This is a genomic window from bacterium (genome assembly GCA_029210965.1).
Classification (GTDB): Bacteria; BMS3Abin14; BMS3Abin14; order BMS3Abin14; family BMS3Abin14; genus JALHUC01.
The window spans coordinates 13,347-39,260 of sequence record JARGFZ010000021.1 but is presented as its reverse complement, the minus strand read 5'-3'; the positions used below and the strand labels follow the sequence as shown (position 1 = coordinate 39,260).

Below are 25,914 nucleotides of genomic sequence, written 5' to 3'. Positions count from 1 at the left end.
TTACAGGAGAACATACCATGGTGGAACTTAGTAATTTTGCCGAAGAATTTTTAGACGAGATACTGGAAGTCCTGTGGGTCAAGCTCGAGGAAGGCGGCAAGGAGTCGGTTCCCCTGGATGAGATCGTTGTGGGCTCGGTGCCGGTTCTACAAGAACCCATCACGATCCTTAAGGACAAGGGCCTTGTCAAGGTCGATGGAGACCGGATCCAGTTGACCGATGCAGGCTTCGAGGAGGCCAGAAGGACCATAAGGCGGCACCGTCTCAGCGAGCGGATGTTTCTGGACATCTTTGAGATAAAAAAAGATGAGATCGAGGATGTTGCCTGCCGCTTTGAGCACATGCTCATCAGGCCGGAGCTGGAGGAAAAGATCTGCGAGCTCCTGGGCCATCCCAGAAGCTGCCCCCACGATAGGGCTATTCCCATCGGAGACTGCTGCCATCGCGCCGAGACCCGGGTGGATCAGATGGTCGTTCCCATGAGCAACCTGCGCCAGGGAGAGAGTGGAGCTATCGCTTATGTACATACAGGTGATTCCGAGAGGTTGAAAAAACTCATGGCCCTGGGCATTTTACCCGGTGAGTCGGTGACCCTTCAGCGCCGCTATCCATCATTTGTGTTCACTGTGGGTCAGAGCCGGTATGCCGTCGATGAAGGGATGGCGGCAGCGATTTACGTCAAGAGAGTTGTTTCTGAAGAAGGCCAGGGGGCTTGAGTTTTTTGCATTGCGCTCTGTATGGGAAAGGCTCAACCCGCAGCTGGGATTCTGTCAGAGAGTCATGACAAAATCCCGGAACAGACTCCCGGGTTGACGAGGAAATCCTTTGGGATTAAAGTGGTTGCGCGTGATGTAACAGGTTATTGTTTAGGGGGATGTTCAATGATCAGCCAGGAGGGGCGGCATCATACCTGAGGTGCGTTCAAATTCAAATGTGGTCCGGGCCAAACTGCTGATCCTTTATCTGACCCTCGCACTATCCTTTTTGATCTCTTGCAATAAACCTCCCTCCCCACCGGCGGAACTGAAAGTAGGCGTCTTTGTCTATAACAGGGACAAGGCCCAGACCTGCTGCGGTGAAGCGACTTTTAACATCGTCAACATGATCGAGAAGGAGGTGGAGGAGGCAGGGGGGATAATAGTAGGCGGGAAGAGAGTTGCCTTGCGGATATCCACAGTTGGGATCGACAATAACCCTGAAGAGGCTGTAAACGCGGCTGAACATCTCATAAATCAGAAGGGTGTCCATGTCCTCATCGGCCCGCAGCACAGTGGAGATGCCATACCGGTGGCGGAAATTGCCCAGAGTTCGGGGATCCTCATGATCTCTCCCATGTCCACTAACCCCGGGACCACGGCCGGGAAAGATCATGTGTTCAGGATAGGATTTCTGGACGATTTTCAGGGCGAGGTTCTTGCCACCTTTGCTTATAGAAACCTGGCTGTCCGCCGGGCGGCGATCCTTTACGATATATCCAGGCCCTACAATCGCGGCATCGCTGAACGGTTCAGCTCCAGGTTTACCCTCTTTGGCGGCACCGTTGTCGCGTCCCAGACCTACCTTTCCGGCCAGGAGGAGTTTTCAAGCCAACTTGCTGCCATCAGGGAAGCCGACCCGGAACTCATTCTGCTGCCCAATCACAATAACGACGTGCTTATTCAGGGCCCTCAGATTCGAGATCAAGGTTTAAACGTGATTCTGCTGGGCACCGATGCCTGGGATGAACTTCAGCTTGCCTCGATACCGGGATTCGATAACGCCTACAAGGTGTCCCACTGGTCGGAAACGGTGGACAGTGAGGCCAACCGGAAATTCGTCAAGGAATACAAAACCCTTTTCGGGGAAGCTCCAAATAACACCGCCGCTTTGACCTACGACGCCTTTCAGATCCTTTTCCAGGCGGCCGCCGCGGCCGGATCAACCGAACCGGCCGATCTGGTCAAGGCGCTCTATGAACTGCCCCCCTACCCGGGACTCTCCGGCCTTATCGACTACCCTGTGAGCGGTGATCCTGCCAAGAGCGCAGTGGTCCTGCAGCTCAGCCGGGGGAAGATCACCTTTGTGAAGATGTACCAGCCGTAAGTGCCGGAACCGTACCTGTCATGAAGAAATACCTGTTTAAAAAACTGACCACCCGCCTTGTAACCACCTTCGCTTTGCTCGCCATCCCGGGGGCCCTTCTGGTGGGTTACAGTTCCTATTATCTCGCTCGAACCACTCTTGAATCAAGTATCTACGATAAACTGGAGGGCATCGCCTCCATAAAGGAAGAGAACCTCAGATGGTGGATCTCGGGATTAAAAAGCGATGTAGAGAATATTGCGGGAGCGGAATCTTTAAGGCGTCCCCTGCGGGCATTCATGTTGGGTATCAGGGGTGCAGATGAGGTTGCTGAAGCATACGACAGTATGTCTAAAACCCTCGCCTGGTTCAAGGGCGGCAATGAGGATATACGGGAAGTATTTCTCCTCACCCGGGATGGGGGGAGAGTATTTCTGTCCACCGAAAAAACTCATGAGGGGGATTATCGCATCAACGACGGGTATTTCATAAAGGGTCTCGAGGACACCTATGTCCAGAAGGTTTTTACATCCCCGGTGATCCACCGCCCGAATATCGTCATCTCAACCCCCCTGGTCTCCCTCTATGGCGAGAAGCTCGGTGTTTTTGCAGCACGGCTTGACCTTGACAGGATAGACAAGGTCTTCCTGGAAAGGGCAGGTCTGGGTCGTTCCGGTGAGGCCTACCTCGTGGACAAGTTCAATAACTCCGTTTCGTCCAAAAGGTTCGGACGGGAGGACTACCCGAGAGGTGTCCATTCCATGGGGATCGATGCCGGGGTCAAGGGAGCTGACGGCAGGGGCCTATACAGGAACTACCAGGGTATACGGGTCATAGGGGTTTATCACTGGCTGGAGGATCTCGATCTTCTCCTCATGGCGGAGATCCACCAGAGCGAGGCCTTTGGTCCGGCTCGCCGCCTGGGGTGGAGTTTGTTTTTGCTGGGTATGAGTATTGCTGCCATTGTGCTGCTTGGCAGTTATTTCGTGTCTGGAAAGATCGTCCGCCCCATTCTCATGGTGAGGGACGCCGCGGCCCTGGTTGCAAAGGGGGATCTTTCAGCGAAAGCGCCCGTGATCACCGGGGATGAGGTGGGGATGCTCGCGGCAAGCTTCAACGAGATGACAGATCATCTGGAGCTTTTATATAAAGCCCTCCAGTCCAGTGAAGAGCACTTTCGCACAGTATTCAGGCTGAGCCCGGATGCCATATCGGTTATTCGAATGAGGGACGAGACCTTTGTGGACATAAACGAAGGGTTTACGAATATCACCGGTTTTACCCGGGAAGAGATGATCGGTCGCACCACCAGGACCGCCGGGATCTGGATCGATGATGAAACGAGGGAGACCTTTTTAAAGGAGCTCAGGGATCAGGAGCATCTTGACAAGCAGGAGGTAAGGTTTTTCAAAAAGGATGGGTCCGTTTTCATCAGTTCCATTTCCGCTAAAAAAGTCGATATCGCTGGAGAACCCCACCGCATCTCGGTGATCCGCGATGTGACCAGCCTCAGAGAGGCCCAGAGCGAGTTGTGGCGAACCAACGCTATCCTCCGGACCCAGATGGAACTTTCCATGAGCGGAATCTTGGTGCTGGATGAGAAAGACAGTATTATTTCCTGTAATCATCGTTATATGGAGATGTGGGGCATTCCTCAAAAAGTACTGGACTCAGGTTCCGATGAGCAGGCCGTACAGTCGGTCCTGGACAAGATCGCCGACCCTGATGGGTTCCTGGAAAAAAGACGGAATCTCATGGACCAGAAAGATGTGCGATATCAGGGCGAGATCCTCCTCAAGGACGGGCAGATATTTGAAGAGTATGCGGCGCCCATGCTGGACGAGGATGGCCTGTACCTCGGCAGGGTGATCTATTTCAGAGATATCACCCAGGACAGGCACTCAGAGGATATCCTCAGATCTTCCGTGAGGGAAAAGGAGGTTCTGCTTCAGGAGATCCATCACAGGGTGAAGAACAACCTCCAGGTGATCTCCGGTTTGATGGATCTGCAGAGCTACCACATCACAGATGACAGTGTTAAAGGGGTCTACAAGGAAAGCCGAAACAGGGTCATTACCATGGCTCTCATCCACGAGGAGCTCTACCAGTCCAGGAACCTCGCCCAGGTGGATTACGGCACCTATATTCGCAACCTTGTGAACAACCTCTTCAAGTCCTATGCAGTGGACCTGGGGAAGGTAAAGCTCAATATCCAGGCTGAAAATATGCTGATGGTGGTGGATACGGGGATACCGTGCGGCTTGATCATCAACGAACTTATCACTAACGCTTTCAAGCACGCTTTCCCGGACGGTCGGGAGGGCGAGGTGACGATCATTTTCAGGCAGGCTGGTGAAGGCAAATTCCATCTTGAGGTCAACGACGACGGTGTGGGCATTCCCGAGGATATTGATATTCGAAAAACACAATCCCTCGGCCTGCAGCTGGTGACGATGCTGGTGGAGCAGCTGTCTGGTGAGATGCGGATCAACTCGGATAAGGGCACCAGCTTCGTGATCGAATTTGAAGAGTACAGGGAAGCGGGGGTGAAGTTGTATTAATAATTCAGTACCCAGTACCCAGAAGCCAGTACCCAGGAGCCAGTACCCAGAAGCCAGTACCCAGGAGAAAAATTCGTAACCAGGTGGCCAGGTAACAAAGTATCGAAGTAATAACCTCCATGATCGTCATTCCGGACGCGATGAAGTCGTGAGCCGGAATCCAGCAGTTAAAAGCGACATTGTTTTAACGCAGAGTTCGCGAAGGACGCAGAGGGAGGTTTAATCCTGGTTTTTAGGTCGTCATTCCGGGCTCAGACCCGGAATCCAATCGCATTTGCTTGCACCGGCGAAGTCCATAGGACGAAGACGGGTCATCGCGCTTGTCCGCCATAGCTCAAAGAGCGACGGTGGAAGCAGTCTCATTAGTCGGGATTGCCGCGCCCACTGAAAAGACACAGGGCTCGCAATGACGAACACTTTGCCTGCCACGACGCAGTTTAAAGCGACCACGGAAGGGATCCCGGTTCCTGTTGATGCGAGGCTTTTCACCAATTAAACTATGAAAATCCACCCCGATTGCAGGCCATGCCTGCTGAAACAGATGGAAACAACGGCCAAGGCCGCCGGTGCCGATGAGGAAACCCTGCAAAAGGTCCTCGAAGGTATTAAGTTGGAGTTGAACCGTTCCTGGAACAACGATCTCAGCCCACCTGCCGTGAGCACCCCCCTTTACCAATTCGCAAGCCAAATGTGCGGGGTTGAGGATCCCTTCCTGGCAATGAAGGTCAGGTATACCCGGGAGGCGCTCAAGCTGCTCTCGAAGCTGGAAAAGCTCGTTCAAAAATCTTCGGACCCCTTTGATACGGCGGTCAGAATATCCATTGCAGGCAACGTCATCGATTTCGGGACGGGGGAACACGGGGGGGACTTCGACATGGAGGAGACCCTGGTCCAGTTCCTTGAAAAACCGTTTTTCCAAAACAGTGTAGATGAAATGAGAGGAAAAGTTTCCAAAGCCAGGACCATTCTGTACATTGGGGACAACGCTGGGGAGACCGTGTTTGACCGTCCCCTGCTGGGGCTGCTTGGGCCGGACCGGGTGGTTTACGCCGCCAAGGGAAGTGCCATAATCAACGACGCTACCGTTTCGGATGCCGCTCTGGCCGGCATCCACCTGCATGCAAGGCTTATAAGCACCGGAGCCGGAACGCCGGGGACGATCCTCGATGAGTGTTCGGCCCTGTTCCGGGACCATTTTGAAAGAGCTGACCTTGTGATCGCCAAGGGCCAGGGTAATTTCGAGACCCTTACCGAGCTGACACAGGACGGTCGCATCTTCATGCTGTTCACGGTAAAGTGCCCCGTGGCTGCGGATTACCTTGGAGCTGCGATGAGGGATATGGTGGTGATGAAATGGTAAGAGGCCGTGAGTGGTGACTCGTAAATCGTGAATCGATAAGCAAAAGGGTAGTATAAGGCTGTACATGTTCTCCGAATCACAAATCACAAATTACGGAATTATTATGACTGATCGCGAAATATTAGAACCCTATCTCCTCCCTGAACGTCTTGAGCGCCTCAAAGAGGTGCTCTCAAACCGCGTCGTTTCAGTCACCCTGGTTCTTGAAAACCTCCATAAAGACCTCAACATAAGCGCCATTTTAAGAACATGCGAGTTTTTCGGTATTCAGGATATACACGTGGTTCCGCAGCCGGGAGAGGGTAAAATATTCAGAACTCTGACCCAGGGTTCCCACAAATGGCTCACCATTCACCGGCATGAGGATGTGTCCACCTGCCTGAAAATTCTGAAGAAAAAAGGTTTCAGGGTCCTCGCCGGGGCGTTCGGTGAGGATGCTCTTCCTCTCGACCAGACAGACTTTTCTGGAAGGGTGGCCCTGGTGTTTTCCAACGAATTGGAAGGGGCCAACCCCGAGGTTCTTGATCAGGTGGATGGGTTTTTCGTTATCCCCATGAGCGGATTCTCCCAGAGTCTTAACGTTTCGGTGGCAGCCGGTATCGCCATTCACCATGTACTGCGGTATAAAATGGAGAAGGGTGAGGCTCTGGAAAGGATCCCCTCCGATGAGGCCGGCCGGATATTGGGAGAGTGGGTAAAAAAATCAGTCAAACAAGCGGATGCGGTTCTGAAGGAGTTAAGGAGCCGGAAATGAAAGTAACATGCGCAGCCTGCAGGGTCGTAGCAGAACTTCCGGATAAAGTGGGGTTCAGAGACACATGCCCCTCCTGCGATGCTTATCTTCATTCCTGTGTGAACTGCCTGCACTGGGTAGACAGCCGATGTTCGGAGCCTTCCGCGGAAAGGGTTGGGGATCCGAAAGGGATCAACTTCTGCGACTGGTATAGAGTAAGGGAAAAGATACAAGGTACAAGGGACAAGGAAAAGGGGCGTGACGGGGCGGAGGAGTTGTGGCGGAAGTTAACGAAGAAGTAGATCGCTTGACGCGGGGACGCGGTGACGCGGCGACGCGGAAAGAAAGATCTTTCCCCGTGTCCCCCCTTCTCCGAGTCTCCGTGTCTCACGATTATGAAACGATGGTGACAAATTGATAAATGAACCAAAGGATGGTCACCATCGTTTCATAATCTACGGCGCCGGCGCCATCGGCTCAGTGTTTGGCGGCATGCTTGCCAGAAACGGTTACTCGGTCAGCCTGGTGGGGAGAAACCCGCACATGGAGGCTGTCCGCAAGAGCGGCCTTGTCATCGACGGACTTCTCGGGGAACACCTGGTCGACACTCTAGAAACCTTTACCGATATTACCGGTATCGATAGCAGTCCAGGTGTGACAGCTGTTTTTATCAGTGTAAAGTCCAGCGATACTGCCGAAGCGGTTCAGAAACTGGCAGGAAGCGGGTTGGTTGGTGACACGACACTTGTGATATCCCTCCAGAACGGTCTGGGAAATCTGGAGCAGGTTCGCGAGGTTTTCGGTCCGCAGCGCAGCTTTGGCGGGCGGGTGATTTTTGGCGCTGAGGTGACCAGGCCCGGTCACGTACACGTATCAGTGTGGGCCGACGATGTTCTTATCGGCGGGCCCGGAACCGAGGCGGAAAAGAAAACTGGACGGGAACTGGCCGCTTTGCTGACAGCGTGTGGGATCCCGACGGAACAAGTTGACAACATTGAGGCTGCTCTGTGGGGCAAGGTGCTCTATAACGTCGGTCTCAACCCTTTATCCGCTCTGCTCAATGTGCCCTACGGGGAGTTGGGAAGGCAGGAAAACGCACGGGCTCTGCTTATCGCTCTTGTCAAGGAAGCTTTTTCAGTGGCCTCCCGGGAGGTGCAGCTGGCATGGGGATCGGCAGATGAATACCTTGACCTGTTTTTCAGCAAGCTGCTTCCATCCACCGATTCCCATTTAAGTTCCATGCTGCAGGATATTGAACGGGGAAGGGAAACGGAGATAGATGCGATCACGGGACAGGTCATCCGGAGGGCGGAACTTTTGAACCTCCCCGTTCCGGTCAACCGTGTGGTATACGATCTTGTGAAGGCAAAGGTTGGGACCAGTGAACCGTGAAACGTTAATCGTGAAACGTGAACAGTGAAATAAAAGTATGTCATTGCGAGCCCAGTGTTTTTTCAGTGGGCGCGGCAATCCCGCTCATCGGGATCGCTTCACACGGGGATGTTCCTTTCACCCCCACCTCGGCCCTCCCCACTCGCTAGGGGGAGGATGAATTAGGAAGTTGAACTATAGTAGGGTTCGCGATGGCCATATTTGGATTATTCTGAGATCTGAGATTCATATTACACGGAGGTTCATACCAATGAAGAGAACAGTGTCGTTTGTGTGTCCTGTTTTTACCCTCATGCTGGCAGTGACGATGCTACTACCAGGCTATACCCTTGCGGCCGAGGTACAGAAAGAGGCACAGAACATAGTCGTCCGTCTCGAAGGCAGCAGGGCGGTAGTGGGCTTTGATCTTCCCGGCGATCAGGTTGTGGATGTGGATGTCACCCTTTCGGATGGCCGTGGTCCCCTAAAAGTTTCCCCGGAGTCGTTGTCAGGAGATGTTGGTAAGTCTGTGGCTCCCGGAAAGGGGAAAAACATCTACTGGGAGTTTCTCAAGGACCATCCTTACGGAATTATGGCAAAGGCCCTCAATGCGAAAATTAATCTGACCGGGGTAAAGGACGATGGCAAGGCTGTGCCCCAAGTGAAGGGAGACAAGATGACGAAGATAAAACTGGAGACATCGATGGGAGTTATCGTGGCTGAGCTGGATTCAGGGAAGGCCCCCATCACGGTTGAAAATGTTCTGAAATATGTCCAGAACGGTTTCTATGACGGTACGATCTTCCACAGGGTGATCGAAGGTTTCATGGTCCAGGGTGGAGGGTTCGATGAAAACATGCAGATGGGAGAAACCCTGCCGCCTGTCAAAAATGAGGCCGGAAACGGGCTTAAAAATCTGAAGGGCACACTCGCCATGGCCAGGACTAACGTGGTGGACAGCGCTACAGCCCAGTTTTTCATTAACCTTGTGGACAACGGCTTTCTGGACCACACCAATGAGACCTCTTCCGGGTTCGGTTATGCGGTTTTCGGCAAGGTTGTTGAGGGGATGGATGTGGTAGAGAAGATCGGGAAGGTCAAGACCGGTAATTTCAGGGGGTTCCAGGATGTGCCCTCTGTGCACGTGGTGCTGGAGAAGGTGACGGTAGTGGAGTAAGATGAAGAAGGAGGAAGGATGAAGGACGAGGGAAAGGCAACGATTGTAGATAAGCTGTTGTGTGTTTCGTTTATCAACGCATTGGAAAGAAATTTGCGTAAGATGAGGTTTACTTCCTCCTTCCTCCTTCTTCCTTCCCTCCTTCTCGCCGCGATAGTCGCGCTCTCTTCCTGCGCTGCGCCCCGCGCCCTGCGCCCTCCGCCCTCTGAAGCTGCTCTGGCCTCTGGTGGCCAGACCTACCGCGTCATGGGCCAGACCTACCGGGTTATGGGGTCTTCCAAAGGGTATGTCGAAAAGGGTATGGCTTCGTGGTACGGAACCAAATTCCACGGTCGGAAGACGGCCAGTGGAGAGATCTACGACATGGAAAAGTTCACTTCAGCCCACCGGACCCTGCCCCTGGGCACCTACGCGAAGGTGAAGAGAACCGATGGAAAGGGTGAGTCGATCGTAGTGAAGGTCAACGACAGGGGACCTTTCGTCGACAACCGTGTCATTGATCTTTCAAGGGCAGCCGCCCGACAGCTCGACATGTTGAACGAAGGAGTGGCACCTGTTGTAGTCACAGCCCTGGGGGAAGAAATTCTCCAGGGAAAAACTGACGAAATTACCCTGCGACCCCGATTAGATTACAATGCGGGTGAATTTTCAGTCCAGGTTGGAGCTTTCACAGTAAAGGAAAACGCCGAAGGGCTGGTGCGCCGCATGATGGATGAACATGGTGCGGCCGATCTGTCTCTTTTCGAACGGGGGGACATGAACTTTTTCAGAGTACGGGTGGGTAAATTTACCACCCGTGAAGAGGCAGAACGGTTCCGGGACCAATTGCTCAGGTCCGGGGAATTCAACCGCGCGTTTGTCGTCGCGCGATAGGAGGATCTCAAATCTCAAATCTCAAACCTCAAACAACGCTTGCTCCTATAGCTTCCTGTTTAATACTCATTCGTAATTCTGCGGGCGTAAGCCCGTAGATGGAAGTGCCCGCTGTCTTCGGTTAGAATACGTGGATGGAGTATCGCAAACAAGCGCATGCAGTCTACTACACGGGTTACCACATAGTCATATCGACCAAATACCGCAGGAAGATACTGAAGTCCGGTGTTGGAGAGTATCTTCGCAAGGTGGTGCTTCAGGTTAGCCGTGTCCATCCAGAGATTGAGATATTGGAAGTAAACACGGACATTGATCATATACATATGTTTGTTTCGATTCCACCGAAGTATCCAGTATGTCAGGTGGTGAACATGATCAAATCCAACACCGGGCGAAAGTTGCGGGAGAAGTTTCCCCATTTGGACAAAGTATATTGGGGAGTCCCAGGTATTTGGTCGATTGGCTATTTTGTATCCACAGTCGACATAAACGAAGCTACGATTCGAAACTATGTTCGCATGCAAGGTGAAGAAGACAGCGGGCAAGCGAAGCTTGGCCTTTAAGGATGCCACGGGCGTAAGCCTGTGGTAGTTCACTTGGCTGCATCCTGAGATCTGAGATCTGAGATTGCCCTTATGATCCTGGTTGTAGGCAACATAAATTACGACATCCTCTTCCCATTGGACCGCCTCCCCGGCCCCCACGAGAAAATAACCTGTGATGAGGCTCATGCCGGTTTCGGCGGTAGTGCGGCCAACACAGCCTGGTGGCTGGCAAATCTCCGGGAGGAAGTTGCTCTGGCCGGAGCCGCAGGTAGTGATCTTCTTGGGACAGCCCACCTTGAGCATCTCCGGAAGGCAGGGGTGAAAACCCGGGGTGTTAACAGGGTCGATGGAACGACCGGTATTGCGGTCATCTTCTCCATGGGGCGAGAAAAGCGCATGGTCCGGGCCCCTGGAGCCAATCTGTGCGGAAGGGTTGATCCAGAGCTGCTGGATCAATGCGATCGTATCTATCTGTCCGGAGGAGACACACAGACCCTTGCAGGCTACGCAGCTCTGGCAAAGGAGAAAAACATCCCTGTGTACTGCGGGTGGCACGGTGCCATGGAGAGTGAAGTGGCTGCTCTCGCGGATGGTTTTATTCTGAACTCCGACGAGGTCCGCATGATCACCGGTCTGGAGAACCCTGTTGATGGGATCAGGGCTCTCGATTCCCGGATAGCGGCGGTGACACTTCCCACAGGCGGATGCCTGGTCTCGGAAGGGATCGATGTTCTAAAAGTCCCGGCCCCTGAACTGGATCCGGTAGATCGCACCGGTGGGGGTGATGCCTTCGCTGCCGGTTTCCTTGCTGGTCTTGGGAAGGGGTTGAGTATGGAGGAGTGCGGAAGGTGGGGGAACGCGCTTGCGGCAGCGGTTATTATGGAATTGGGAGCCAGGCCGGAAATTTCAATTCCGGAAAGCTAAATACCTCGTTTCAGGCCCTTGACCTGGATATATGCAGGAAGGATGTAGGATGAAGCAGGGCGCTTTATTCCTCCTCCCTCCTTCCCTATTCCTCCTTCTAATGTTGTGACTACGACCAGGACTTACTTTTCCAACTGAAGTTTACCCCGCGGGATTGATTCGTCCAACGCCTGTTCTATCATCCTCACAAATGTTGTTGTCATCATAGTCCTGGTGGGGGCTGCTCCATCGATATAGATCTTGTCGTTGACCCAGATCTTGGGGACGGTGACAACCTCGAATTTCTGGCTCAGCTCCGGGTATTCATGACTGCCGTAGACCAGGACTGTCAGTTTGTCGCTGAGACCTGCGAAAGCGTATCCGAGCCCGACCGGCTCGGGACAGAAAGTTCAGTCCGGGGTGGTAAAAATGCGGATCAGAATCTCCTTGTCCAGTTTTGAAATATAGGATACAGCTTCAGGCGCCAGATTTACCTGGTGGCCAGATGCCGAAAGGATGCCTTCGAGGAAGGGACGCGTCTCCTTGCGCTCGGGATAGCCGTAGTATCTTAAAATCCCTGGCGCTTTTCCTTTCATCTCGATAACGGGTCCGTGGGAGACCCCCAGGTCGACCCCATCGGGACGTATGGCGATATCCAACCTGTTCATGCTCACATTTGGTGATATCCGGGCTACGAGGTCCACGAGAGCCTGAGCCTCTTCACCCATGGTTTCACCTTTGCCGCCGCGGATGATCTGAAGGGTGACAGGGTTTGCCATGGGAGCGAGGATCTCTCCTGCAAGACGCTCTACATCTGGACCCAGCCGAACAGGAGGCTTGGCGGCCTCTTTGGAAGGCTGGCAGGAGAGAAAGGTAAGCGCGGTGATCGCGGCGATGATTAACTCAGATCTCATATGCTCGCTTCGCTCAGGTTCCAGGTTTAAAGTTTCAGGTTCCAGCTATTTGCGGTTAATAAGCCTTTACCGCATTACAGGAACCGTGTTTTCTTTTCTGCGTGCTTGCTGCTTGCTGCTTGCTAGAATCGCTCACCCCTGGAAAAGTGGTGTGGAAAGATACCTTTCCCCTGTGTCGCAAATGATGGTGACAATGGTTTTCCCGCTGTTCTCCGGGCGTTTGGCTACCTGGACGGCGGCCCATACGTTGGCGCCGGCGGAGATCCCGCAGAGAATACCTTCCTCTTTTGCCAGTCTGCGTGATGTCTCAAAGGCATCCTCAGCTTTGACAGTGACGATCTCATCGATGATCTTGGTGTTGAGCACCTTTGGGACGAAACCGGCCCCGATGCCCTGAATCTTGTGTGGTCCAGGCGTTCCACCGGACAGGACGGGACTGTCCTCGGGCTCAACAGCAATGACCGTAAACCCCGGCCGCCGTTCCTTGAGCACCTCACCAATACCGGTGATGCTTCCCCCCGTTCCTACGCCAGCGACAAGAATGTCCACCTCTCCTCCGGTGTCCTCCCAGATCTCCTCGGCGGTGGTCCGGCGATGAATATCCGGATTGGCCGGGTTTTCGAACTGCTGAGGTATGATGGCGCCCGGTGTGGTGTCAACGATCTCCTGGGCCCGCTCGATGGCGCCTTTCATCCCCTCGCTGCCGGGGGTGAGGACCAGCTCCGCGCCGAGGGCGGCGAGAAGGTTTCTCCTTTCAACACTCATGGTCTCGGGCATGGTGAGGATGAGCCGGTACCCCTTGCATGCGGCTACAAAGGCAAGAGCTACACCTGTATTGCCTGATGTGGGTTCCACGATGACAGTGTTACTCTTTATTAATCCCTCTTTTTCAGCTGCCTCGATCATGGCTAAACCGATACGGTCCTTGACGCTGGAAAGGGGGTTGAGGGATTCCATTTTTCCAAGGACGATGCCTTTTGCTCCATCAGCTACTTTGGTTAACCTGAGAAGAGGAGTATTCCCGATAAGTTCCGTTATGCTGTCGTAAATACGACCCATATATTAATCCTCCATAAGGGGAAGGCAATTAAAGGCACTCGAATGCTAAAGTAACTACACCTGAAATAGTAACATAAGCTTATATATATAGTCAAAAATAGTTTTTGTTATTACACCCAGAATAGAGGGGAAAGGGGAGGGCGAACCTCAGATCTCAGATTTCAGATCTCAAAGTCTTATACGATGTGACTACCTTAGGGTGGTTTCCTGATTTTTGAGATTTGAGATATGAGATTAGTTGTTATTCAGTATTTCCATATCCTCCGGATAGTTGATGTTAATGAAAGGATCCGGCTCCCCGTTATCGGGTGAAACTTCGGGAGACAGCACCGTCATATTTTCAAGTGCCGCCATGATCTTGAGGGTGCCATCCCCCAGGTTCTTCTCCATAACGTCAGCGCAGGATTTTGAGTAGACCGCGCACAGCGGTTCCAATCCCCTGGGACCACGGGGTATCACGGCGTCGGCAAGGTGTCGGTGACTGAGGATGGTGGATATCAGGGCGGGAGTGAGAAAAGGCATGTCGGCCCCGGCGATGAATACGTGAGGGGTAGCGGCAGCGCTGAGGGCGGTGTAAATGCCCCCGAGGACACCCTTGTCCGAGACGAGGTCAGGAAGGCAGGTAAAACCCAGGTCTTCCAGTTCCGGTCTGGGGTGTCCGATGAGGAGGACCCGCGGGAAAAGGCTGGTGAGAATTCCGTGGAGGTGAAGGGCCAGCGGTTTTCCCTGGTAGTGCAGCAGCACCTTGTCGCGCCCCAACCGTCGGCTTTGCCCCCCTATGAGTATGGCCCCGGTAACCTCCTTGAAGGTGGCCCCAGGCTGGTTCACGGCCGGTCGGCCCTGGCCACCAGCCAGTAAACCAATGCCAGGATGAAAAGAGTACCGACCTTGGTCCCGTATTCGGTGAGAGATGCATGCTGCAGCGACCCGATGAGCACTTTTCGAATGAGGGCGATGATGACAGTGCCGATAAAGACCTTGATGGCGATCTTCTTGCCCTTAAGGTGGTCAACCTCAGTGGACATCAACTCGCTCATCATCCAGATGATGAGCAGGGAGCCCAGGGCGGTGACCACGCTGGTCTCCAGATTGTCGCCGCGAAAGACGTTCGTTACGTCGCGGGCGAACAGCCAGATTACCTCCAGGGAAACTATAGCGAGGGCGAGGGCCAGGACGAGGTTCAGGCCGTGGGTGAACCGCTCCATGAGGCTTATGAGATAGGATTCCGCCTTTTTGTAAATAAAATACTTCTTCAGTTCGGCCTGCCTGTAGGAACTGGTCATGACGTCCAGATTGATGTCCAGGATCTTGGTGATGGCTATCCTGGTCTTTTCCATATCCTCAGCCGGGACCTCCCGCTCGATATATCCGGCCAACAGCTGCCGTGTAGTAGTCATGGCAGCGTTAACAAGATGCCCGTCCAGCTTGATGTCCACGTGCACCTGCCCCACTTTTCTCAGCTTCTGGAAATAGGATTCGTCGTAAGTTCCTGAAAAGAGGCGCATAAACCAGCCAGCGAAGGTCATGGCGTGGTGTTTTTCCTTTTCTTCAGAAGGAAAGAAACCAGCCATGCTTTCGTGGACCATGAAGGAGGCCATGAGCTCCTGACCGAACCGGTCGCGGTAGTTCTTCATCCGCGTGCTCAGATCAGCGAGGAGCTTCTCCTCCTCCAGGGTGAAATCATAGTGAGCCTTGATCTTTTTGGCAGTAAGCATGGGGTTCTCCAATATGTCAGAAGGATGAAGACAGCGTTTTTGCCCCACATTCCTCCTTCCTTATTCTATGGGACCAAACTCCGGTCCAGGCATCCAACTCTCCGCTTCCCCGATGATGTACACTCCCCGGTCGTCTGTTTTATACCCTGCGTCCTGCAGGTCCTTACTTTCGTTGATCTGGAGGAGTTCCCCGATCACCGCCTTTTCGTCGGAGGTCATGTGCCACAGGTGGATCTCAAGCAGCAGCTGGTCGGATTCAACCCCCACGCCCTTTTTAATGAAAAAGGGAAAATCGAAAGCCTCGACATCGTTGAGGGGACAGGAGGCTATGGGTTTGTCATCTGAAGGCATAAGAATCCTTTGTTTGTGGAATAAGGAAGGAGGGATAGGGGAGGTGCAAAAAGACAGAATAGAGAAGATAGAAGAAAAGCAACAGATGCATTCCTCCTATTCCCTATTCCCACTCCCACCTTCTTCCTCCCAGTCTAATATCAAGAATGGGTTCATGTCCAGTTTTAGAATATTAATATTGATAGAGTCGCAAAAAGTCCAATCCGGGACTTTTCGCTCCACGGAAAGGGAAAAGCGTCGTTTTCTATTTCCTTACAAATCAATGACTTACGGAGTGAGTCATTGATTTGGGCGCCCCGCGCGGGGCGCATTGATGACTTTTTGCGAAGTCATCAATATTGATTCTCACCCATTTAAGTACAATCTTCGGGAAAGGATAAAAAATTCTTGACTTGTCTGGTTGAGTTGTGTGATTCTCCCCCCTCACATAGATACACCTTATCCAGAGTGGTGGAGGGACGGGCCCTTTGAAGCCACAGCAACCGGTCACGCTTTACGCGTGGCACCCGGTGCTAATTCCCGCAAGGAACCTTGGGAGATAAGGAGTTGGGTAAAAGCTTTTGCCCCTCCTGTTGTCACAGGTGGGGTTTTTCAGTTCTGGCGGGCCTTTCCAGTCTGCAAGAACAGTGAACAGCTCACAGTATACTGTTCGCAGATAACCGCAAAACGAAGGAGTAACAAGATGGCTAAAACAACGAAGAGCTTCGAGGAGATCAACGAACGCATCAGGTCCGGTAAAGCGGTTGTACTTACTGCAGGCGAGATGTCCTACCTGGTGGATGAAGTGGGACCGGCCAAGGCTGCAAAAGAGGTGGATGTAGTAACCACCGGGACCTTCGGGATGATGTGCTCCTCCGGCGCAATGTTCAATTTCGGTCACACGTCGCCCAAGATAAAATCTTCCAGGGTGTGGATGAACGATGTGCCGGCCTACGCCGGGATGGCTGCCGTGGACACCTACCTCGGTGCCACAGAGTCCAGGGAGGACGATCCTTTAAACAAGGTCTACCCGGGCAGCTTCCCCTATGGAGGCGCCCACGTCATCGAGGATCTGGTAGCAGGTAAAACAGTGAACCTCAGGGTGGAAGGCTACGGTACAGACTGCTATCCGGCCAAGAAGGCGGAGATGGAAAAGACCCTCGCAGAGATGCCTTACGCTATTTTATTAAACCCCAGGAACGCCTACCAGAACTACAACTGCGCGGTGAATCAGGGTGATCGAACCGTCTACACCTACATGGGTGTGCTGAGACCGGATGCCAGCAACGCGAACTATTCCAGCGCCGGACAGCTTTCGCCCCTGCTCAACGACCCCCTTTACCGGACTATCGGTCTGGGGACCAGGATCTTTCTGGGAGGGGGAGAGGGGCACGTCATCTGGCATGGGACCCAGCATAACCCCAACGCCCCCAGAGCCGACAACGGCACCACGAGAACTCCCGCAGGCACGATCTCGGTCCTCGGAGACCTCAAGGGAATGAAGCAGCGGTACTTGCGGGGCGCCAGCATGCTCGGCTATGGCATCAGTCTCTTCATTGGCATGGGTATCCCTATCCCCATCCTGGATGAAGAGATGGCCCGCTTTACGGGGGTCAGGGACAAGGATATCGTGACCAACATTGTGGATTACGCGGTGGACTACCCGGAAGGCACCGGCAAGATCCTCGGCGAGGTCAGCTACGAGGAGCTTCGCAGCGGAACCATGCGCTTTAATGGGAAAGAGATCCCCACAACCCCCCTGTCCAGCTACTCCATGGCGCTGGAAGTGGCCGAGGAGTTGAAACGGTGGATACTGGAGGAAGGTTTCGTCCTCGGAGTGCCGCAGTGCACCTTGCCGGGTCCGACCACCAGGTAAAATATGACTCAAACGGCTTATACAGAGCGTACTTACAGGGAAAAAGCCGCCCCTGAAGGTTTAACCTCCTTCAGGGTGGTGGTTGACGAGACCGATCTCTGGATAGCGGCGGATCGAGATCTGACGGACAAGGTTTTGGAGTCGATCAGCTCACTCAGAGCCGTCATAGAAGGTTATATCGCGGCCCATCCGTTATTTGCCACCACTCTCAAGATGTGGAAGGAACCGGTGCCAACCCGTTCCATTGTGGCCCGCATGGTGAGTGCTGCCAACGCCGTCGGGATCGGTCCCATGGCCGCCGTTGCGGGTAGTATCGCCGAAGGGGTTGCAAGGGATCTCATCGGTCACACAACCAGGGTCATGGTGGAGAACGGCGGTGATCTTTACATGATGGGAGGTTCCATCAGTTCCGTTGGCTTGTGGGCCGGGCCGTCGCCCTTGAGCGGCCGGGTCGCCCTGTCGGTGGATCCATCCCAGGGTATCGCGGTTTGTACCTCCTCCGGTACTGTGGGTCCTTCCCTGAGCCTGGGCCGTGCGGATGCCGCAACAGTGATCTCTCCTTCCGGGGCCCTTGCCGACGCCGTCGCCACGGAGCTTGGAAACAGGATCCGCCACTCCGAAGACATGGAGAAGGCTCTTGACTGGGCTCTGTCAGTGACCGGTATTACGGGAGCTGTGGTGATCATGGGTGAAACGATAGGGGCCAAGGGCCAAGTGGAACTGGTTCCACTTGGGAGTCCAAAGACCAAAGCCCAAAGTCCAAAGTAAACATTTGAAAGCATAATTAGCATTGACGAAAATAAATAATTAGCGAGGCCGTTCAGAGTGGGCCAGATGCAAGGCCAGAGGGTTGAGGTAACCGGAGGCATACGTACCCAGGTATTCCGAGGATTGCCGAGACCTGATAACGCCTCAGATGGTGTGCTATTGACGGCCGCATAAACTATCCCGGAGGGATAATCATGGAAAAGACACTGATACTGAAGTTCACGAAAAAAACCTGGAACAAGCCGATCATTCACGGCCTGTCGAAAGTTTCCGACCTGGTGTTCAATATTCTCGAAGCGAAAGTTCTGCCTCGTCAGGATGCCTTCGTCATCATGAGCCTGGAGGGTTCGGAGGAAGATTTCAGCAAGGGGCTGGATTTTCTCAGATCTGCCAATGTCATCATCGAAGAGGTAACGGAGAATATCCGGAAGGACGAAGACAGATGCGTTCACTGCGGCGCGTGTACTGCGGTGTGTCCCACTGATGCCCTGTTCGTGGACGGCGCGGACAAGAAGGTGATCCTCGATCATGACAAGTGCGTCGCCTGCGGCAACTGCGTCAAGGTGTGCACGGTGCATTGTATCGAGCTGTCTGTTATGAAGCTCAACGGCACTCAGGGGGAACGCAAGGCATCGTAAAGATAGGGACAAGATACAAGAAATAGGGGACAAGGGAATCCCATAGTAATTATTTAGACAGGTACCAACAGAGAAGAAAAATCCGGTGATTGCAGTGGTAATAAAGCGGCTTATACGGGCCGCTTTATTTACAAAAAGTGGAAAGTCTTAAGGACTAATGTATAATCATCCTTGTACCTTGTACCTTGTACCTTGTACCTTGTACCTTGTACCTTGTACCTTGTACCTTGTACCTTGTACCTTGTACCTAGAACCGGAGGTTCTCTATGCCCGACCTCAACGTTATCGATGCCACCGCTGAACTGAAGATGCTCAGGTTCCTGGATGAGTACTCTCCACCTTTCGATGTCATCGGCACCTACCGGCTCATAGACGATGGGTTCAGGCCCGAAGCAACCGTCACCCTTCGGGCCGGGGATCAGGAGATGCATGAGGCCGACCTGGGTGTTGGACCCGTAGACGCCCTCGCCAACGTCCTGAAAAAATCCCTCGGACAGCTCTTTCCCGAGATCACAACCGTTCGCGTTCTGGATTTCAAGGTGCGCCTCATTGAAGGTGACATCGGTACCTCCTCCCAGATCGAGGTGGGTGTGGTTTTCTCGGACGGCAAATCCTTCTGGAGGGTTTCCTCCGTTGACGACAACGTCAACCTCGCATCCTTTCGGGTGCTGCTGGACGGTTACGAGTACGCGATCTATCTTTGGAGTAAAGGCAGGACGCAGGACGCAGCACGCAGCACGCAGAAGAAAACAGCCACAGCGAACCGGAAACGGGGAACGGGCAAAGCGAAAGCCAAACCCGAAGCAAAAGCCACAGCTACCGCCAAACCCAAAGCTAAATCGAAAACAGCAGCTAAGTCAAAGTCAAAAGCTGCTGCAAAACCAAAAGCTAAAACGACAGGGAAGATCAAAGCCAAAAGTAAAAAATAATGCTTTTGTCATTGCGAACCGTCACCCATGTGACTTGTCCGCCATAGCTCAAAGAGCGACGGTGGAAGCAGTCTCATTAGTCGGGATTGCCGCGCCCACTGAAAAGACACAGGGCTCGCAATGACGAACACTTTGCCTGCCACGACGCAGTTTAAAGCGACCACGGAAGGGATCCCGGTTACTATACAGGCGATGGTTTTAACGCAGAGGTCGCGAAGGACGCAGAGGAAAGCTGTAGTCTGGGTAAAGCACAGCTATCATAAAAGCGATGTTTTTTACCGCAGGGTAAATCCTGAAAGCTGGGTGAAAAACTCATTCATGAGCGAGAGGCAGCTTTTCTATGAGATTTGAGATTTGAGATCTGAGATAGCTCTTTCCCGTATAGTCACCCACGACGACCTTGATGGCGTTGTCAGCGCAGCCATTGTTTCTTTTGCCACGGGAATAGACCGGTTCTTTTTTGCCGGGCCGGTTGCCATTCAGAACAGTCGGATCCCTACCTCCGAATCGGACATCGCCTGTGACCTGCCCTGCCCCATGAGGGTGGGTATGTGGTTCGATCACCACCCCGGAAACCTGGCAGACCTCAGGCTCAGGGAGATCGACCCGGAAACGGTTCCGGGCCGGTTCGAGGCTGCGCCCTCCTGCGCAAGGGTCGTCTACGAATACTTCAGGACTGAGACTGAATTCCCCCAATTCATGGCCGACACCGTGGCAGGCACCGACCGTGTGGACTCTTTCGATTACAGCACTATGGAAGAGTGGCGGGAGCCCACGGTGGAGAGGAAACTCTCCAATGCTATTTTTGCTGCGTACTCGGACAAGAAAGGCCTCCATGACTTCCTTGGAAGGATGGTCCGGCTCCTGCGAGAAAGATCCATGGGCGGGGTTCTGGAGATTCCGGAAGTCCTGGAAAAGGTCGAGACCTATGCCAGAATGGAGGAGAAGAGCCTGGTTCTCATCGACCAGGATACCTCTTTTCATGAGATGGACACAGGGCGGGAAGTGGTGGTCATCGATCTGACCCGCCACAATCGGAAACCGGAGATCATCCGCAATGCGGCGTTCATCAGATATCCGGAGGCTTTGGCGGTTCTCATGGTGGGCAATACCTTCCAGATGGGGAAAAAGACCACCGATCTCACTCTCTCCATGTCTCTCTCTTTCCTGATGAACGCCCGGGATCATGAAAAGGATATCGGGGAGATCATGCGGGAACTGAACGTCGGAGATGGTCACCCCGGCGCCGCCGGGGGAAGGATCGACTGCCGCAGCAAGGATGAGATGGTGAAGGTGAAGGAACAGACAGTGGAAAGAATAATTAAACTTTGGCAGGGAATGTAGGTGCAGGATCATCCTTTGCAGAACGCAGAACGCAGAACGCAGAACGCAGAACGCAGAACGCAGAACGCAGAACGCAGAATCCAGAAAAAAATTCCGTACGTGCGTAGAGCGTGATTGCGTGCGTGCGAGAATCAGAATCCAAGTTTGCCTGCCGGGCGAAGCGGAGAATAGATCTTTCCCCGAGTCACCCCCTCGCCGTGTCCCCGTGTCTTGAATGCCGGCGGGAATTCTGTACTATCAGCAGCACCTGAGTGAATATTTAACAACTGACCTGGGAGGCGAAATGAGAATCCATGTTGTAATGATAGCGTTATTGGTCGTATTCCTTTCCGCCGGCATAGCATACTCTGCTTCCGAAAATTTCGGCGGTAACGGCAAAGGGTGGACGGCCGAATCAAGCTTCGGTGTCGATTACTACCAGCATAAAAACACCGAAACCCATACCAAGAATTTTAACTCCAGTCAGGGGGCGGGAAAGCGTTTCTCCCTGCCCGGCCAGGCGGAAGGCAAGGCCAGCGGCAACTCGGTGATCCTGAACGATCCCATGCATCCGGGGACACAATTATTGCCGGGCTCCAAAAGGGACTGACCTGCTACCCGGCAATAATTGTGTATGAAATTCCAGATACGTTTTCTCCATGTCCTGTACATTGACACCTTTCAATAGCCGTGATAGTTAGTTTGCTCTCCAGAGCAGTGGAACTGGAGAAAACGTATGGTGGGCATAGCTCAGTTGGTTAGAGCGCTGGATTGTGGTTCCAGAGGTCGAGGGTTCGACCCCCTCTGTCCACCCCATTGATCGATCAAAGCCGGCAATCGCCGGCTTTTTTTTGTTCTTTCTCGGAGAGATGAAAAATCGGGGTAGCTTTTTTCCTTTTGATTTTCACAGTTTACACGGTTTGTGTCTGGAGATATAAAGCTTTTATGCTGGCGGTTGCCAGTGATGAGTTAAATGGGGCAGCTGCCGGGCCTTAGACAGTGCGAGATCACCTGCTATACTGAAATGGTGAGAGAATCTGAAAGTTGATGGACTCGCAAAAAGTCCATCAAAGCGCCCCGTATGGGCGCCCAAATCAATGACTGCGGTTGTAAGTCATTGATTTGTAAGGAAAGTGAAAATGACACTTTTCACTTTCCGAGGAGCAAAAAGCCAATAATGGACTTTTGCGACCCTGTCAAAGTTGTCTCAGGGAAATTACGCGTCTCAAGTAAAAGGGAGGGGATCATGAAAAAGCTTGTTGTTCTGTTAATGGTTGTTCTTATGGCCACACCCGCCTTCGCTGCTGACCTCGCCAAGGCCAAAGCGGAAGGAAAAGCCAGTTTTTACGCCAATATCACTGCGGTAGAGCCCATAATGGATGATTTTAACGCCGCTACGGGGGTGGATGGTGTCTATACGCGCATTTCTACCTCCAAGTACCTGGCCACCGTGCTCACCGAGCATCAGGCGGGGAAACTGGCTGCTGACGTTCTCCAGGGCCCCCTGCCCATCCTCCAGATCCTAAAGGATAATGGAGTGCTGGCACCCTACCGGTCCCCCTCCGCGACGGGTTACCCCGACTGGGCGCAGAAAGATGATACCATTATGCAGTTCGGCATCGAGTACGTCGCTCCTATCTACAACAAGGAACTGGTCAAGGCGGCCGATGCCCCTAAAACCTACATGGAGCTGACAGACCCCAAGTGGAAGGACAAGATCGTCATGCCCAACCCCTCCACCCACGCCACCACCATCTCCTGGCTCGTAGGGATGAAGGAGTCGACGATCTTCGCCTCCGATGATGAATGGATGAAGTTTGTCAAGGGGCTGGCGGCCAACAGGCCCATGTTCGTTGCTTCCTTCGGTCCCTCCCCCGCCCCTGTGGAGAGCGGTGAGAAGCTCATTGCCATCTCCATGCCCAAGTACATCATCACCCACGCGCCTGCGCCACTGGACTGGGCCAGGGTGGACACCATCCTCGGTTCGCCTCGCGGCATCGCCCTGGCGGCCAAGGCCCCCCACCCGGAGGCCGCAAAGGTCTTCATGGACTACTGGCTCTCTAAAGACGCCATGAAGCTCCTGGCCGACAAGGTGGGCGAGTATGTTCTGACCCCGGGCGTGTTTCCGCCCATCGATGGAATAAACGCGGTGAAGGTCCTCCCCATCCGCGAGCTGTCCGACGATGAGATCAAAAGCTGGGGCGAGAAGTTCAAGAAGATCTTTGAGATGTAGGCAGCAGGTTCACCTGACACAGATAAATCCTTAACGCTCCCGGGGCCGGGTCACCGGCTCCGGGATTTTCAGATAGAGGGATCATGGAAATACGCCTCACGGGACTGACCCGCGACTATTACTCCGAAGGCAAGAGGATCCGGGCGCTGGACAACGTGGACCTGACCATCCCGGCCAACCAGATCTTTACTCTCCTCGGCCCCAGCGGGTGTGGTAAAACCACCCTTCTCAGATGTATCGTGGGTCTGGAGACGCCGGATGCCGGAGAGATCTCCATCGGCAACGAGATTGTGTGGTCCAGGGAAAAGGATATCTTCGTCCCGCCGGAGGAGCGTGGGCTTGGCATGGTGTTCCAGACCTACGCCATCTGGCCCCACATGAACGTCTTCGACAACGTGGCCTACCCCCTCCAGAACCGCAAGACCCCCAAAGCCCAGATCAGGGAACGAGTGGCCAGGGTGCTGGAGTTCGTGCAGCTCGAAGGCTTTGAGAAACGCCCGGCGACCAAGCTCAGCGGCGGTCAGCAGCAGCGCGTGGCTCTGGCCAGAGCCCTGGTGGCCGAGCCCAAGGTCATTCTCTTCGACGAACCCCTGAGCAACCTGGACGCCAAGCTCAGGGAGGAGACCCGCAAGGAACTGCGACGGTTTCTCACAGAGCTGCAGATCACCGCGGTCTACGTGACCCACGACCGGATAGAGGCTCTGGCTCTTTCTGACCGGATCGCGGTCATGCGCGCCGGAAGTATCGTTGAGATCGGAGACCCCAAGAAGATCTATTTCAACTCCGATCACCAGTTCGTGGCCGATTTCATCGGCCGGGCCAACCTCGTCGGGGGAAAGGTGGCCTCCCTTGAGGGGGATCACGCCGTTATCGACACCGATATCGGACCCATTATCGGCCTCAACAGCCAGAAGCTCCAGCCTGGGACAGATGCGGTGCTGTGCGTCCGCCCCGAGTTCATGAACCTGGCTGACACCGATGCTGCGGGGGGCAGGAATATCTTCAAGGGGAAGGTGGAGACGCTCATCTTCGTGGGAGAGGCTTACGAGGGTGAGATCCGGATGGGGGAAACCCTGCTCACCACCACCATCGCGCCTACGGTGGACCTCAAGGAGGGGGATGATGTGTTCGTATCCTTCGATCCTGACCACTGTTTTCTGCTTCCCATTTAAAAACCTGCCAGAACTACCTGAAAGTTTTTAAATGGCTGTTAATGCAAAAACAGGGGAAGGTCCTTTTAAATATTGATTGGCATATCGGTTTGCCACGTCGCAGTCAGTTGAACGAAAATGGATCATCGCTAATTGTCGCGCAGGTTGTCATCGCGAATCACGCCTGTGTCGTGATGAAGCGATCCCGATTACTATGAAGGCGATGGTTTTAACGCAGAGGTCGCGAAGGACGCAGAGGGAGGCCTGATTCAGGTTTTTAGATCGTCATTCCGGGCTCAGACCCGGAATCCAATCGCATTTGCTTGCCACGGCGAAGTCCATAGGACGAAGACGGGTCATCGCGCTTGTCCGCCGTAGCCTTTGGCGAAGGAGGAAACCGTCACCCATGTGACTTGTCCGCCATAGCTCAAAGAGCGACGGTGGAAGCAGTCTCATTAGTCGGGATTGCCGCGCCCACTGAGAGACACCGGGCTCGCAATGACTTTGTTGAACCTTGATAAAGTCGCAAAAAGTCCAATCCGGGACTTTTCGCTCCACGGAAAGGGAAAAGCGTCGTTTTCCCTTTCCTTACAAATCAATGACTTACAGTGCGAGTCATTGATTTGGGCGCCCCGCGCGGGGCGCATTGATGGACTTTTTGCGAGTCCATCAACTATCTATTTGTAACATTTATCTCCTCGAATTTTCCATGTAAAGGTAATCAAGGGGATGATGGATTACAGGAGCAGTATCAGAGTAAAGTGTAGAGTGCAGGGTGCAGGGTGCAGAGGGATTAAATGGAGCCCAAAGTCCAAAGCCCAAAGGAAGAAATGGAGTGCACATGTGCACCGGTGCACTGGTATTCCAATCACCAACCACCAATCACCAATTATCATTCATTTGCTCTTCCGTTCACCCTTCACGTTTCACCGTTTTTTCCTGCGTTCTGCGTGCTGCGTTCCCTGCCCTGAGCTTGTCGAAGGGTGCGTTCTGGTATCCAGTCATTCGCATCTAGACATTTTCCCCAGTAATTTATATAGTTATGGCAGTTTACTAATGTAAAAAGGGGAGGGTATCAGGTTGTTTATCCTAAGTAACTTCATCACTGCAGTCGCGCAAGTCCTGAGCATCATCCTGAACATCTACATGTGGCTTATTGTCATACGGGCTATCGCATCGTGGTTCACCATGGACCCATACAACCCGATCTATCAGTTCCTGATCCGGATAACCGAGCCTGTACTGGGATATATAAGAAGGGTTTTGCCCATGCGGGGCAGTATGATGGACCTTTCCCCCATCGTTGCCATCCTTGCCATTGTTTTTCTGCAGAGTTTCCTGGTTCAGACCCTGTTCGGGCTGGCCCTGAAACTCAGGTGAGGAGAGCCTTAAAG

Annotated in this window: 25 protein-coding genes, 1 tRNA gene and 1 riboswitch; of the genes, 21 read left to right on the top strand and 5 right to left on the bottom strand. The window is 53.4% G+C overall.

What is annotated here, in order from left to right; all coding sequences use genetic code 11:
- Positions 1-17: 17 nt before the first annotated feature.
- From P1S59_09285 to P1S59_09235, 11 genes are all read left to right on the top strand, one after another.
- A complete protein-coding gene (locus tag P1S59_09285; protein ID MDF1526445.1) occupies positions 18-716 on the top strand; it encodes a metal-dependent transcriptional regulator in 699 nt (232 codons plus the stop codon).
- A gap of 199 nt (positions 717-915) precedes the next feature.
- Positions 916-2,082 (top strand): ABC transporter substrate-binding protein, encoded by a 1,167-nt coding sequence (locus tag P1S59_09280; GenBank protein ID MDF1526444.1) that lies wholly within the window; start codon positions 916-918, stop codon positions 2,080-2,082.
- 20 nt (positions 2,083-2,102) lie between these two features.
- Positions 2,103-4,622: a histidine kinase dimerization/phosphoacceptor domain -containing protein gene (locus P1S59_09275; protein ID MDF1526443.1), complete on the top strand. Its 2,520-nt coding sequence runs from the start codon at positions 2,103-2,105 to the stop codon at positions 4,620-4,622.
- A 499-nt stretch (positions 4,623-5,121) separates the two neighbouring features.
- Positions 5,122-5,982 (top strand): ARMT1-like domain-containing protein, encoded by an 861-nt coding sequence (locus P1S59_09270; protein ID MDF1526442.1) that lies wholly within the window; start codon positions 5,122-5,124, stop codon positions 5,980-5,982.
- Positions 5,983-6,085: 103 nt separating this feature from the next.
- Positions 6,086-6,736, top strand: coding sequence for an RNA methyltransferase (locus P1S59_09265; protein MDF1526441.1), 651 nt, complete (start codon positions 6,086-6,088; stop codon positions 6,734-6,736).
- A complete protein-coding gene (locus P1S59_09260) occupies positions 6,733-7,017 on the top strand; it encodes a hypothetical protein (GenBank protein MDF1526440.1) in 285 nt (94 codons plus the stop codon). The genes P1S59_09265 and P1S59_09260 overlap by 4 nt, the downstream gene beginning before the upstream one ends.
- A gap of 112 nt (positions 7,018-7,129) precedes the next feature.
- On the top strand, positions 7,130-8,107 hold the full coding sequence (locus P1S59_09255) for a 2-dehydropantoate 2-reductase (protein MDF1526439.1): 978 nt from the start codon (positions 7,130-7,132) through the stop codon (positions 8,105-8,107).
- Positions 8,108-8,762: 655 nt separating this feature from the next.
- Positions 8,763-9,263: a peptidylprolyl isomerase gene (locus tag P1S59_09250; protein MDF1526438.1), complete on the top strand. Its 501-nt coding sequence runs from the start codon at positions 8,763-8,765 to the stop codon at positions 9,261-9,263.
- 18 nt (positions 9,264-9,281) lie between these two features.
- Complete coding sequence (locus P1S59_09245) at positions 9,282-10,136, top strand: septal ring lytic transglycosylase RlpA family protein (GenBank protein MDF1526437.1); 855 nt, start codon at positions 9,282-9,284, stop codon at positions 10,134-10,136.
- Between the two features lie 134 nt (positions 10,137-10,270).
- Positions 10,271-10,699 carry an IS200/IS605 family transposase gene (gene tnpA, locus P1S59_09240; protein ID MDF1526436.1) on the top strand — a complete coding sequence of 143 codons (429 nt, stop codon included), beginning with the start codon at positions 10,271-10,273 and terminating at the stop codon, positions 10,697-10,699.
- A gap of 72 nt (positions 10,700-10,771) precedes the next feature.
- Positions 10,772-11,605, top strand: coding sequence for a PfkB family carbohydrate kinase (locus P1S59_09235; protein MDF1526435.1), 834 nt, complete (start codon positions 10,772-10,774; stop codon positions 11,603-11,605).
- Between the two features lie 389 nt (positions 11,606-11,994).
- Here P1S59_09235 and P1S59_09230 read toward each other — a convergent pair whose 3' ends face one another.
- The 5 genes from P1S59_09230 to P1S59_09210 all read right to left on the bottom strand — a co-directional run bounded on the left by P1S59_09230 (position 11,995) and on the right by P1S59_09210 (position 15,623).
- Entirely contained in the window at positions 11,995-12,498 is a 504-nt protein-coding gene (locus tag P1S59_09230) for a hypothetical protein (protein ID MDF1526434.1), read from the bottom strand.
- A 132-nt stretch (positions 12,499-12,630) separates the two neighbouring features.
- Positions 12,631-13,557: a cysteine synthase A gene (gene cysK, locus P1S59_09225; protein MDF1526433.1), complete on the bottom strand. Its 927-nt coding sequence runs from the start codon at positions 13,555-13,557 to the stop codon at positions 12,631-12,633.
- Positions 13,558-13,791: 234 nt separating this feature from the next.
- Positions 13,792-14,385: a molybdenum cofactor guanylyltransferase gene (locus P1S59_09220; GenBank protein MDF1526432.1), complete on the bottom strand. Its 594-nt coding sequence runs from the start codon at positions 14,383-14,385 to the stop codon at positions 13,792-13,794.
- A complete protein-coding gene (locus P1S59_09215) occupies positions 14,382-15,272 on the bottom strand; it encodes a phosphate-starvation-inducible PsiE family protein (protein MDF1526431.1) in 891 nt (296 codons plus the stop codon). The genes P1S59_09220 and P1S59_09215 overlap by 4 nt, the downstream gene beginning before the upstream one ends.
- A gap of 60 nt (positions 15,273-15,332) precedes the next feature.
- Positions 15,333-15,623 carry a hypothetical protein gene (locus P1S59_09210; GenBank protein ID MDF1526430.1) on the bottom strand — a complete coding sequence of 97 codons (291 nt, stop codon included), beginning with the start codon at positions 15,621-15,623 and terminating at the stop codon, positions 15,333-15,335.
- A gap of 435 nt (positions 15,624-16,058) precedes the next feature.
- Positions 16,059-16,168: riboswitch (SAM riboswitch) on the top strand.
- Between the two features lie 137 nt (positions 16,169-16,305).
- Here P1S59_09210 and P1S59_09205 point away from each other — a divergent pair.
- The 10 genes from P1S59_09205 (at position 16,306) to P1S59_09160 (ending at position 25,900) form a co-directional block, all read left to right on the top strand.
- Positions 16,306-17,478, top strand: a complete 1,173-nt coding sequence (locus P1S59_09205) for a homocysteine biosynthesis protein (GenBank protein ID MDF1526429.1) — start codon at positions 16,306-16,308, stop codon at positions 17,476-17,478.
- A gap of 3 nt (positions 17,479-17,481) precedes the next feature.
- Positions 17,482-18,246, top strand: a complete 765-nt coding sequence (locus tag P1S59_09200) for a UPF0280 family protein (GenBank protein ID MDF1526428.1) — start codon at positions 17,482-17,484, stop codon at positions 18,244-18,246.
- Between the two features lie 194 nt (positions 18,247-18,440).
- Positions 18,441-18,884 carry a 4Fe-4S binding protein gene (locus P1S59_09195; protein ID MDF1526427.1) on the top strand — a complete coding sequence of 148 codons (444 nt, stop codon included), beginning with the start codon at positions 18,441-18,443 and terminating at the stop codon, positions 18,882-18,884.
- A 266-nt stretch (positions 18,885-19,150) separates the two neighbouring features.
- Positions 19,151-19,813, top strand: coding sequence for an alpha-isopropylmalate synthase regulatory domain-containing protein (locus tag P1S59_09190; protein ID MDF1526426.1), 663 nt, complete (start codon positions 19,151-19,153; stop codon positions 19,811-19,813).
- A 354-nt stretch (positions 19,814-20,167) separates the two neighbouring features.
- Positions 20,168-21,157, top strand: a complete 990-nt coding sequence (locus P1S59_09185; GenBank protein MDF1526425.1) for a hypothetical protein — start codon at positions 20,168-20,170, stop codon at positions 21,155-21,157.
- 283 nt (positions 21,158-21,440) lie between these two features.
- Positions 21,441-21,746: a hypothetical protein gene (locus P1S59_09180; GenBank protein MDF1526424.1), complete on the top strand. Its 306-nt coding sequence runs from the start codon at positions 21,441-21,443 to the stop codon at positions 21,744-21,746.
- Between the two features lie 129 nt (positions 21,747-21,875).
- Positions 21,876-21,952, top strand: a tRNA-His gene (locus tag P1S59_09175).
- A 430-nt stretch (positions 21,953-22,382) separates the two neighbouring features.
- On the top strand, positions 22,383-23,369 hold the full coding sequence (locus P1S59_09170; protein ID MDF1526423.1) for an extracellular solute-binding protein: 987 nt from the start codon (positions 22,383-22,385) through the stop codon (positions 23,367-23,369).
- 83 nt (positions 23,370-23,452) lie between these two features.
- Positions 23,453-24,541, top strand: a complete 1,089-nt coding sequence (locus P1S59_09165; protein MDF1526422.1) for an ABC transporter ATP-binding protein — start codon at positions 23,453-23,455, stop codon at positions 24,539-24,541.
- Positions 24,542-25,600: 1,059 nt separating this feature from the next.
- The gene (locus P1S59_09160; protein MDF1526421.1) at positions 25,601-25,900 is read left to right on the top strand and encodes a YggT family protein; all 300 of its coding nucleotides are present in this window, start codon (positions 25,601-25,603) and stop codon (positions 25,898-25,900) included.
- Positions 25,901-25,914: the final 14 nt, after the last annotated feature.

What these genes read in the sequence shown, in the direction of transcription:
- P1S59_09170 (MDF1526423.1), top strand. Translation starts at nt 22,383, where the DNA reads ATGAAAAAGCTTGTTGTTCTGTTAATGGTTGTTCTTATGGCCACACCC.
- P1S59_09195 (MDF1526427.1), top strand. Translation starts at nt 18,441, where the DNA reads ATGGAAAAGACACTGATACTGAAGTTCACGAAAAAAACCTGGAACAAG.
- P1S59_09265 (MDF1526441.1), top strand. Translation starts at nt 6,086, where the DNA reads ATGACTGATCGCGAAATATTAGAACCCTATCTCCTCCCTGAACGTCTT.
- cysK (MDF1526433.1), bottom strand. Translation starts at nt 13,557, where the DNA reads ATGGGTCGTATTTACGACAGCATAACGGAACTTATCGGGAATACTCCT.
- P1S59_09215 (MDF1526431.1), bottom strand. Translation starts at nt 15,272, where the DNA reads ATGCTTACTGCCAAAAAGATCAAGGCTCACTATGATTTCACCCTGGAG.
- P1S59_09165 (MDF1526422.1), top strand. Translation starts at nt 23,453, where the DNA reads ATGGAAATACGCCTCACGGGACTGACCCGCGACTATTACTCCGAAGGC.
- P1S59_09180 (MDF1526424.1), top strand. Translation starts at nt 21,441, where the DNA reads ATGAGAATCCATGTTGTAATGATAGCGTTATTGGTCGTATTCCTTTCC.
- P1S59_09205 (MDF1526429.1), top strand. Translation starts at nt 16,306, where the DNA reads ATGGCTAAAACAACGAAGAGCTTCGAGGAGATCAACGAACGCATCAGG.
- P1S59_09275 (MDF1526443.1), top strand. Translation starts at nt 2,103, where the DNA reads ATGAAGAAATACCTGTTTAAAAAACTGACCACCCGCCTTGTAACCACC.
- P1S59_09235 (MDF1526435.1), top strand. Translation starts at nt 10,772, where the DNA reads ATGATCCTGGTTGTAGGCAACATAAATTACGACATCCTCTTCCCATTG.
- P1S59_09200 (MDF1526428.1), top strand. Translation starts at nt 17,482, where the DNA reads ATGACTCAAACGGCTTATACAGAGCGTACTTACAGGGAAAAAGCCGCC.
- P1S59_09285 (MDF1526445.1), top strand. Translation starts at nt 18, where the DNA reads ATGGTGGAACTTAGTAATTTTGCCGAAGAATTTTTAGACGAGATACTG.
- P1S59_09210 (MDF1526430.1), bottom strand. Translation starts at nt 15,623, where the DNA reads ATGCCTTCAGATGACAAACCCATAGCCTCCTGTCCCCTCAACGATGTC.
- P1S59_09230 (MDF1526434.1), bottom strand. Translation starts at nt 12,498, where the DNA reads ATGAGATCTGAGTTAATCATCGCCGCGATCACCGCGCTTACCTTTCTC.
- P1S59_09190 (MDF1526426.1), top strand. Translation starts at nt 19,151, where the DNA reads ATGCCCGACCTCAACGTTATCGATGCCACCGCTGAACTGAAGATGCTC.
- P1S59_09245 (MDF1526437.1), top strand. Translation starts at nt 9,282, where the DNA reads ATGAAGGACGAGGGAAAGGCAACGATTGTAGATAAGCTGTTGTGTGTT.
- tnpA (MDF1526436.1), top strand. Translation starts at nt 10,271, where the DNA reads ATGGAGTATCGCAAACAAGCGCATGCAGTCTACTACACGGGTTACCAC.
- P1S59_09260 (MDF1526440.1), top strand. Translation starts at nt 6,733, where the DNA reads ATGAAAGTAACATGCGCAGCCTGCAGGGTCGTAGCAGAACTTCCGGAT.
- P1S59_09250 (MDF1526438.1), top strand. Translation starts at nt 8,763, where the DNA reads ATGACGAAGATAAAACTGGAGACATCGATGGGAGTTATCGTGGCTGAG.
- P1S59_09270 (MDF1526442.1), top strand. Translation starts at nt 5,122, where the DNA reads ATGAAAATCCACCCCGATTGCAGGCCATGCCTGCTGAAACAGATGGAA.